Here is a 9285-nt window from a genome sequence, read left to right as displayed (position 1 = left end):
TCCCATCGCCCGTGCCGCACCGATATATTCCGATACTTTTGGAGAATTTTCCAGTACACTGGTCAGCAGTGCCGCCATATACTCCTGCGGATAATGGCATTTCATATATGCCGTCTGATACGACACCACAGCATAGCAAACCGCATGTGCTTTATTAAAGGCATAATTGGCGAAGTCCATAATCTCATCGAAAATCGATTCTGCCGTCTGCTCATCGACACCGCGCTTGATGGCGCCGTCAATGCCCAGCTCTTCATTGCCGTAAATAAAATTGGTGCGTTCCTTTGCGAGTTCCTTCATTTTTTTCTTGGACATCGCGCGGCGCACCATATCTGCCTTGCCGAGCGAGTATCCCGCCAGCACGCGGAACACTTCCATGACCTGTTCCTGATAGACCATGCAGCCATAGGTGACGTCCAGAATATCTTTTAACAGCGGATGCTTATATTTGACCTGTGACGGGTCGTGTTTGCACGCGATATAGCGCGGAATTGACTGCATCGGACCCGGTCGATACAGCGCAACAACGGCGGTAATATCTTCTATCGAATGTGGCTTGAGTCCCGTAACGACATTGGTAATGCCCGCACTTTCGAGCTGGAACACACCGGCTGTCTTGCCCTGCGCCAGCATGGCATAGGTCTCATCATCATCCAAAGAAATGGCATCGAGATGAAAATCCGGATGATCCCGCTGCACCATTTTTTCCGCATCGGAAAGCACGGTCAGATTTCGCAGACCCAAAAAGTCCATTTTGAGCAAGCCCAGCTCTTCCAGCGTGGTCATAATAAACTGCGTGACCATATTGCCGTCATTGGCGGCAAGCGGCACATAATGATCGACCGGTTCATTGGTAATGACAACACCGGCTGCGTGTGTGGACGCATGACGCGGCATTCCCTCCAAGCTGCGCGCCGTATCAATGAGCCTGTGTACCGTCTCATTGTTCTCATACATCTGCCGCAGCTGTTCGGATGCCGCCAGTGCTTTTTCAATGGTAATGTGCAGCTCTGTCGGGATGAGCTTTGCCACCACATCGACATCACCGTATGGAATGTTTAGTGCACGGCCGACATCACGGATGGCATTGCGCGCCGCCATCGTGCCGAATGTCACGATCTGCGCGACATGATCTGCACCATATTTCCGCGTGACGTAATCAATGACTTCCTGACGACGTTCATAACAGAAATCGACGTCAATATCCGGCATACTGACGCGCTCCGGATTCAAAAATCGTTCAAAATACAGCGAATACTGAATCGGGTCGAGTGTCGTAATATCCAGACAGTAGGCAACCATAGAGCCTGCCGCCGAGCCTCTGCCCGGGCCAACCGGAATGCCGTGCGTCTTGGCGTAGTGAATAAAATCCCATACAATCAAGAAATAATCGACAAAGCCCATGCGCTGAATCATATCCAGCTCATACTGTAAACGCTCGCGTTTTTCCGTATCGTTGGGGTCATAGCGTCGGTCAAAGCCTTCCATACACAGCTTGTGCAGATATTCTTCCGCTGTATAGCCGTCCGGCACATCAAACGATGGCAAATGATACTGTCCAAATGTAAAGTCCAGATTGCATTTATCGACGATTTCCATGGTATTGGTAATCGCTTCCGGATGATTGGGAAACAACGATGCCATTTCCTCTTCGGATTTCAGATAAAATTCTTCTGTTTCAAACCGCATTCGGTCAATATCATCGACTGTCTTGCCGGTCTGAATGCACATGAGAACGTCCTGCATATGCGCGTCCTCTTTGCGCGTATAGTGTGCGTCATTGGTTGCCACGAGCGGAATACCTGTCTCTTCTGCAATGCGAATGACACCGCGGCACACATCGTCATCCTCTGTCAGATGATGATCCTGAATCTCCAGATAATAATCTTCGCCAAAGACTTCTCGATAGTTCAGTGCCGTCTGTTTGGCTCCCTCATAGTTTTGCTGCAAGATTTTCGATGCCACCTCACCCGCCAGACACGCGGACATGGCAATCAAACCGCTGTGATACTGTTTGAGCAGCTCCCAATCAATGCGCGGCTTATTATAAAAGCCCTCAGAGAACGACAAGCTGACCATGTGAATCAGATTGCGGTATCCCTCTTCGTTTTTGCACAGCAAAATCAAATGATAGGGATTGCTGTCCAGCTGATGATCTTTATCAAACCGTGTCCGGCGGGCGACATACACCTCACAGCCAATCACCGGCTTAATGCCTGCCGCTTTCGCCGCCCGGTAAAAATCAATGACGCCATACATCACACCGTGATCGGTAATGGCAATGGCGTCTTGTCCGAGCTCCTTCACATGCTCCATCATATTGCCGATCCGGCAGGCGCCGTCCAGCAAGCTGAATTCTGTATGTACATGTAAATGTGCAAAGCTCATGTATGTTCCTCCTGTACTGCCGCCTTTGCCAATGCCACAATGCGTTTGAGCCGATGGCTCATGCCCGGCTTAGACAGCGGCGGCTGTGATTGTGCTGCCAATTCCGTCAAACTCATCTCTGGATGATCTAACCGCAGGCGAATGGTTTCATGCATCGCATCGGGGAAAATCTCCCATCCGCCCTTATTCAGCGCCTGATGAATGACGGCAATCTGTTCTGCCGCCGCATTAGACGCCTTGATGACATTGGCGGTTTCGCAATTGACCCGGCGGTTTACTTTATTGCGCAGCTGTTTTTCCACTTTTGCCTGCATGAGTTCCATCGCGGCGTGCTGCGCGCCGATCAGCGTCAGGAAGTCTTCTGCTCCCGCTTCATCCTTCCAATACAGCAAAGAAACCGTCTTGCGCATGGCAAATTTCGGATTAAAATTCATATCTAACAGCAAGCTCATCACCTCTCGGCTGAGTGCATGATGAGAGGTTGCCAGTTCCAGATGAATCTTTTTATCCGGCCCTGCAATGGTTCCCGCCGCGAGAAAAACACCGCGCAGAAATGCCGCGCGGCAGCAATCTTCTTCGATGATATTGCGATTGAGGTGATAGGTCATATGATACTGCCAATCGTATCCGAGCTTGGCAAAAATGCGCTTGAGCTGCTTTTCCTCGGTAATTTTCAGCGTTACTCGTCCGCCAGCGCCTTTTTCCTGCGACTGTACCGACGCGCTGAACGCACGGGTCAGCAGCGGCGGCACGCGCTTTGCCAGCGCCTCATTCGCCGTCACGACAGAAATTTCCGTATGCGAGAACGTGTGCGCAAACAGCAGCAAGCCATAGGCCTCTGCCACCGCGCAGCACTCCCGACTGACAGGAATCGCGCACAATTCTGTTTTCGTCTGCGCTGAAAACGACATGCGTAATCCTCCTTAAATCTTTCCCGGTTCCGTTTCTCGTGCCAGCATATCGTATGCACCATAAATGCCTTCGCGCACGCAGCAGCGGCCAAATACATTGACAACCGCCTGTGCCAGCAAAGCTGGGTCATGCCGCGCCAGCTGGCTGCCGCCCGCAATGAGAGGGAATCCGTACATCTCGACGCCCGCTTCTCGGAACCGCTGCATATCTATTTCCACCGGCTCCGCATCCTCGGTCTTATATCGCGCCTGAATCAGATCCGGTACCGGTGCGGTGTTATAAATACACGCATCAACCAGATGCGGCGCACTGTGCTGCAACAGCGCATGGAGATGATCGAACGCTGTATAGCCTTCGGTTTCACCGTCCTGCGTCATAATATTGAGCACATAAATTTTTGGTGCCTTGCTCTGTTCCAATGCCTGCACAATACCGTCCACCAGCAGATTCGGAATGATGCTGGTATACAGGCTGCCCGGTCCCAGAATAATCATATCTGCCGACAAAATCGCGTCAATCGCGTGCGGCAGAGCTTTGGGGTGCTCCGGCTCCAGCCGCACCTTGTGAATCCGACAATTCTGCTGCTTTTTCTTGGCAGCAATCTTGGACTCACCGACAACACTGGCGCCGTTTTCAAAATCCGCCACCAAATTCACATTGGCATTGGTCACAGGAAGTACTTTACCGGTGACAGCAAGTACTTCGTTCATGCGCGTCACCGCTTCTTCAAACGATCCCGTGATGCCATTGAGGGCGGCAAGGAACAAATTGCCAAACGACTGTCCCTTATTGATGCCCTCCGGAAACCGATAATTCATCAGTTCCATCATGGTCGGCTCGGTATTGGCGAGTGCGGTAATGCAGTTGCGAATATCGCCCGGCGGCAGCATACCGAGATCTTCTCTCAGCACGCCGCTGCCGCCGCCGTCATCGGAGACCGACACAATGGCTGTAATATTTTCTGTATATGTTTTGAGTCCGCGCAGCATGGTAGAAAGACCGGTGCCGCCGCCAATGACGACAATGCGCGGTCCCAAACTGCGTGCGGAACGAATACTTTGCTGATTTTGCCGCTTGCGCAGGCCAAATTTTCTTGCAGTGCGCAGCGTGCGAAGATACAGCTTTTGATAAAATGGTCTCGCCATTTTTTACCCCTTCTGACTATCTCGATGCGTGGCTGTGGTCATCACCTTGTTGTCCAGCAAGTGTTTATTCACGGCCTCTGCAATCGCAACCGAGCGATGCCGCCCGCCTGTGCAGCCGATGCCGATGGTGAGCACAGCTTTACCCTCTTTGGTATACTGCGGAATCAGGAAATCGAGCAGCGGGAACAGATAATCCAAATACCGATCCGCGGTGCCGTCGCAGAACACATAGTTCCTGACGCGCGGATCCTGTCCCGTTTTTTCGCGCAAACTGATCTCATAGTACGGATTCGGCAAAAAGCGCACGTCAAACACCAGATCTGCATCCGCCGGTATGCCGTACTTAAAGCCGAACGAAACGACATTGACACGCAGCAATCCGCCTTCTTTTTTGCCGGTCACCAGCGAAATAATGGTCTCTCGCAGCTGGGAAACTTCCAGTCTCGTCGTATCCACAACAAAATCCGCCCGCATCCGCACGGAAGACAGCAGTTCGCGCTCGCGCTCAATGGCGTCTACCATCGTCACACCGTCTACCATGAGCGGATGCTTGCGGCGCGTCGCCTTATAGCGGTTGATGAGAATCGGCGTTGCCGTATCCAAATAGATAATCTTGTACTCGCATCCGATGTCCTTGATTCGATCGCAGGCTGCCTGCAAGTGCACAATATCCTTTCCGGCACGCACATCGACAGCCAACGCCACGCGTTCATATTTTCCGCCGGTTGCCGCCATACAGATTTCAGCAAATGCCGGAATCAGTGCCACCGGCATATTGTCCACGCAGTAATAGCCCAGATCTTCCAGAGTCGCCATTGCTCTTGATTTTCCCGATCCGGACATACCGGAAATGATATAAAAGTTCATGCTCTTGCAGTCCTTTCCCTTGATTGATGTCTTACAGCAGTCTGACTTCCGGCTCCAGTTCTACGCCGAACTGACGCAGCACTTCTTCCCGCACATGGTCAATGAGCGCAAGAACATCCGAACAGGTTGCGCCGCCGCGATTGATAACAAAACCGGCGTGCTTCTCGGACACCTGCGCGCCGCCGACGGTATATCCCATCAGACCGGCATCCTGAATCAGTTTACCGGCAAAATATCCCTCCGGACGCTTAAATGTGCTTCCTGCGCTCGGATAATTGAGCGGCTGCTTATCCCGTCTGCGCTGAGAAAAGTCATCCATCTTTGCCTTAATTTCCGCCGGATCTCCGGTTTGCAGCTGCAGCTGTGCAGACAATGCCACCCACTGCGGATGATCTTTATATGCGCTGGTACGATAGCCAAAAGCGTGTTCTTCCCCAGTCAGTGTACCGATGGTGTCGGTCTGTGCGTCATAATAGCGCGAAGAAACCACGACATCCGCCATCTGTCCGCCATACGCACCGGCATCCATAAACAGCGCGCCGCCCAAAGAGCCAGGAATGCCTCCTGCAAATTCCAGACCGGTCAGCTGATTTTTCAGTGCCTCACTTGCCAGAACAGACAGCAGTGCACCGGTCTGTGCCTGTATTGTCGTTCCCTCGGTGCGTATATCTCCGTACTCCGTGCCGATGCACAGCACAACGCCGCGGATACCCTCATCACGCACCAGAACATTCGAGCCGTTGCCAAGTACGGTGAGTGGCAGCTGCGCCTGTTTTGCCGCCTTGACGGCACTGCAAACGGCGCGTTCGGTCTTTGGCATAACCAGCAGATCTGCCGGTCCGCCGATGCGGAACGAGGTATGCCGATTCATCGGCTCCTTGGTATAAAATGCCAGCTCATCTGCCGGGCACTCCAATTTTGACTTAAATTCTTCTATCATAAAAAACACTTCATTCCTTTAATCTCGAAATACATGATTTCTCAATACTTTTCATACATTTTTATTATATCATGCACGGCGCAAAATCGGAACATGAACCGCACATTTTTTCAAATTTTCAAATCTCCTCTTGTTTTTCTGTTCGCAGTCGCATACAATAGAAACACACCTGAATTTTTTTTGCAATATTTCGGAGGTTTTCGTTTATGATTTATACAGTGAGCGATCTGCACGGCTGTCTGGAAGATTGGCAGACCCTATTAGACACCATTCATTTTTCCGATCAGGACACCATGTTTGTTCTGGGCGACTGCGTGGATCTCGGTCCGGATCCGATTGGTCTGCTGCACGACATGATGGAGCGTCCTAATGTCTTCCCAACGCTCGGCAATCACGAATTATCTTTCGTCCGCAGTGTGCAGTCTCTCCCGCCGGAAGCAACCGTCGACAATTTCATGGACTATCTGGACGATGATGCGCGCGCTCAGCTGTCCAAGTGGGCGGCAGATGGCGGTCAGCGCACGCTGATTCAGTATCTCTCTCTGGACGAAGAAGGCAGAGAAGCAATTCTCGATTACATCGGCGAGATGACGCTGTACGAAGAAGCAGAGGCAGACGGCGTTTCATTCGTGCTGACACACAGCGGCATCACAGGTTTCGATCCGGAGCAGCCGCTGGACGACTATTCTCCGGCAGATTTCCTCAATGCGAATCCGACACCGGGCATGGAATACTTCTCTGACCGCACGGTGATCGTCGGACATACCCCGACGTATTTGCTGCGCGGCGGCAAAGCCGGTCACATTCTCGACGACGGCGGCATCATCTACATCGACTGCGGCGCCGCACACAAGGATGTCGGCGGTCGTGTTGGCTGTCTGCGTCTGGATGACTTTGAAGAGTTCTACGTCTGACGTCCGCAAACAAAAACAAAAAAAGCCGTTCGGCAGTGTGCTTGGCACCTATGCCGGACGGCTTTGCATTTGCTCGGATTACGAATTATTCTGAATGCCCATGGACTTCATCATGCGCTCATTGAGTTCCTTTGCCGCGTTATAGCCCATCGACTTATGACGATGGTTCATGGCAGCAACTTCAATGATAACCGCAAGATTTCGACCCGGACGCACCGGAATCGTCAGGGACGGGATGCGCAGACCCAGAATATCCGTGTACTGGTTGTCCATGCCAAGACGGTCATACATCTTGCCCTCTACCCACTGTTCCAGATTGATAATCATATCGACACGCTCGGTCTCTTTAATGGCACCCATACCAAAGATACGGCGCACATCGACAATACCAATGCCGCGCAGCTCGATAAAGTGACGAATAATCTCCGGTGCACAACCGACCAGCGTTCGATCGGATACGCGCTTAATTTCCACCGCATCATCCGCAATCAGACGATGGCCGCGCTTGACCAGCTCAATCGCGGTCTCGCTCTTACCAACGCCGCTGTCGCCCAGAATCAGGATGCCTTCGCCGTACAGCTCGACCAGTACGCCGTGCAGGGTAATGCGCGGTGCCAGCGATACCTTCAGCGATGCCACCAGCGCGCTGGTAACCGACGAGGTAAACTCATTGGTGCGGAGCACAGCGACGTCATACTTCTTTGCCGCCTCAATCAGTTCCGGGAACACTTCGATATTTCTCGTGACAATGACGGCCGGAATACCGGTAGCACATAGCTTTTCAAAAATATCCATGCGCTTTGCCTCGTCAAACTGTTCTACATAGGCATTTTCCGCCTTGCCCATAATCTGTAGGCGCTGCGGTTCAAAATAATCAAAGAAACCGGCGAGCTGCAAGCCCGGACGATTGACATCATCGGTTGTGATTTCTATTTTCTCGAATCCTTCCGGTCCATAAATCAATTCAAACTGGAATTCTGTGATTAACTGCCCCAGCGTAACGCTGAATTCTTTCAGTTGCATGACTAGCAGCCCCCTTGTTCTGGATTTTTCCTGTATGAACAGTAACAATATTGCTTTTATTATAACGGATTGCCCGATTACATGCAAGCCAGCACAGACTTTTTTCTGTCTCGACGGATTTTTTTGTCTATAGCTATTGCAATTTTGCGAAACGTATGATATTATAATATCCGTTACTCAAATGATTACAGATAAGGAGGTGCAGGAAAGATGGCAAAGTGTGAAGTTTGCGGCAAGGGCGTAACCTTCGGTATCAAGGTTTCCCATTCTCACAGACGTTCCAACCGTACTTGGAAGCCGAACGTTCGTCGCGTTAAGGCTGTCGTTGCTGGCACTCCGTGCCATATCAATGTTTGCTCTCGGTGCCTCCGCTCCGGCAAGGTTACTCGCGCAATCTAATTGATATAAAACGGTTGATAAAGCTCTCTATGGAAATAGAGGGCTTTTTTCATGCCCATTTTTGCAAAAAAATACAGCGAGAGACGATTTTTTGTCTCTCGCTGTTTGTTTTTTCTGCTTACTTCCAGATTTCCTCGATCTCGCTCTTGCGCGGACGGGTCATCAGATGCTTGATGCATTCCTTCACCGGCTTGTTTTCATACAGCAGCTCGTACATTGCCGTGGTAATCGGCATCTCAATGCCGACCTTCTGCGCGAGCATATACCCGGCTTCCGTCGCATAATATCCCTCGACAACCGCGCCGATCTCCTTCATTGCCTGCTGTACATCCATGCCCTGACCAATCTTGATACCGGCACGGCGGTTTCTCGAATGCATCGAGGTGCAGGTGACGATCAGGTCGCCCATACCGGACAGACCGGCAAAAGTCTCACTTCTGCCGCCCAATGCCGTGCCCAGACGGGCAATCTCAGTCAGGCCGCGGGTCATCAGAGCCGCCTTGGAGTTATCGCCCAAGCCGACGCCATCACAGATGCCTGCGGCGAGTGCGATGATGTTTTTAAAACATCCGCCCAGCTCCGCGCCGATAATATCCGGAGAGATATACACGCGGAAGCGGTCGTTCATAAATGCCTGCTGTACCAGCGTTGCCGCATCTCTCGATGCAGATGCCGCCAAGATACAGGTCAAAATACC

Annotated in this window: 9 protein-coding genes; 2 read left to right on the top strand and 7 right to left on the bottom strand. The window is 51.7% G+C overall.

Going from position 1 to position 9285, the window contains the following annotated elements:
* The 5 genes from ACR0P9_RS03740 to murB form a co-directional block, all read right to left on the bottom strand.
* Positions 1–2388 (bottom strand): DNA polymerase III subunit alpha (locus tag ACR0P9_RS03740; protein WP_432617495.1); only part of this gene is annotated, 2388 nt, incomplete at its 3' end.
* A complete protein-coding gene (gene whiA, locus ACR0P9_RS03735) occupies positions 2385–3299 on the bottom strand; it encodes a DNA-binding protein WhiA (protein WP_432617494.1) in 915 nt (304 codons plus the stop codon). The genes ACR0P9_RS03740 and whiA, both read right to left, overlap by 4 nt.
* Positions 3300–3311: 12 nt before the next feature.
* Positions 3312–4445 (bottom strand): gluconeogenesis factor YvcK family protein, encoded by a 1134-nt coding sequence (locus tag ACR0P9_RS03730; protein ID WP_432617493.1) that lies wholly within the window; start codon positions 4443–4445, stop codon positions 3312–3314.
* 3 nt (positions 4446–4448) lie between these two features.
* Positions 4449–5312: an RNase adapter RapZ gene (rapZ, locus tag ACR0P9_RS03725; protein ID WP_432617492.1), complete on the bottom strand. Its 864-nt coding sequence runs from the start codon at positions 5310–5312 to the stop codon at positions 4449–4451.
* A 31-nt stretch (positions 5313–5343) separates the two neighbouring features.
* Complete coding sequence (murB, locus tag ACR0P9_RS03720) at positions 5344–6252, bottom strand: UDP-N-acetylmuramate dehydrogenase (protein ID WP_432617491.1); 909 nt, start codon at positions 6250–6252, stop codon at positions 5344–5346.
* Positions 6253–6458: 206 nt separating this feature from the next.
* Between murB and ACR0P9_RS03715 the strand changes: the two genes are divergently transcribed.
* The gene (locus tag ACR0P9_RS03715; protein WP_432617490.1) at positions 6459–7166 is read left to right on the top strand and encodes a metallophosphoesterase; all 708 of its coding nucleotides are present in this window, start codon (positions 6459–6461) and stop codon (positions 7164–7166) included.
* Positions 7167–7244: 78 nt separating this feature from the next.
* Here ACR0P9_RS03715 and hprK read toward each other — a convergent pair whose 3' ends face one another.
* The gene (gene hprK, locus ACR0P9_RS03710; RefSeq protein WP_432617489.1) at positions 7245–8189 is read right to left on the bottom strand and encodes an HPr(Ser) kinase/phosphatase; all 945 of its coding nucleotides are present in this window, start codon (positions 8187–8189) and stop codon (positions 7245–7247) included.
* Positions 8190–8399: 210 nt separating this feature from the next.
* On the opposite strand from hprK, the gene rpmB reads away from it, so the two are divergent.
* Entirely contained in the window at positions 8400–8588 is a 189-nt protein-coding gene (gene rpmB, locus ACR0P9_RS03705; RefSeq protein ID WP_216471301.1) for a 50S ribosomal protein L28, read from the top strand.
* Positions 8589–8706: 118 nt separating this feature from the next.
* On the opposite strand, the gene ACR0P9_RS03700 is transcribed toward rpmB, so the two are convergent.
* The coding region (locus ACR0P9_RS03700) for an NAD(P)H-dependent glycerol-3-phosphate dehydrogenase (RefSeq protein ID WP_432617488.1) at positions 8707–9285 on the bottom strand (579 nt) is incomplete at its 5' end.

The sequence above is a fragment of the Butyricicoccus sp. genome (assembly GCF_050872565.1).
Lineage (GTDB): Bacteria > Bacillota > Clostridia > Oscillospirales > Butyricicoccaceae > Butyricicoccus_A.
Note: the sequence above shows the minus strand (reverse complement) of the source record. Positions and strands in the feature narration are given on the sequence as shown.